The organism is Bacillus cereus group sp. BfR-BA-01310, from assembly GCF_022664325.1.
In the GTDB taxonomy this organism is placed as follows: Bacteria; Bacillota; Bacilli; order Bacillales; family Bacillaceae_G; genus Bacillus_A; species Bacillus_A paramycoides.
Genome location: NZ_JAKUHD010000109.1, coordinates 1 through 352 on the forward strand (window position 1 = coordinate 1; position 352 = coordinate 352).

Consider the following 352-nt stretch of genomic DNA (forward strand, 5'->3'; position numbering starts at 1 on the left):
ATCAAACTCTCCAATAAAGTTAGTTTGTCTAGCATCTAAAATAAAAATTGACGTTTCACGTTGTTTGTTTCGTTCAGTTTTCAAAGAACTTTTTTGGTGGAGCCTAGCGGGATCGAACCGCTGACCTCCTGCGTGCAAGGCAGGCGCTCTCCCAGCTGAGCTAAGGCCCCAAACAAGTATCGGGAAGACAGGATTTGAACCTGCGACCCCCTGGTCCCAAACCAGGTGCTCTACCAAGCTGAGCCACTTCCCGAAAGAAAACGCGCCCGAGAGGAGTCGAACCCCTAACCTCTTGATCCGTAGTCAAACGCTCTATCCAATTGAGCTACGGGCGCATATGGTGCCGAGGGCG

The 352-nt window shown here is 50.9% G+C and carries 3 tRNA genes; all 3 read right to left on the reverse strand.

From position 1 onward, the window contains the following. Positions 1–94: 94 nt before the first annotated feature. Positions 95–170: transfer RNA gene (locus tag MR109_RS29895), tRNA-Ala, on the reverse strand. A gap of 9 nt (positions 171–179) precedes the next feature. Further along, positions 180–253: transfer RNA gene (locus MR109_RS29900), tRNA-Pro, on the reverse strand. Between the two features lie 8 nt (positions 254–261). Then, positions 262–335 (reverse strand) — tRNA-Arg (locus MR109_RS29905). Positions 336–352 lie beyond the last annotated feature (17 nt).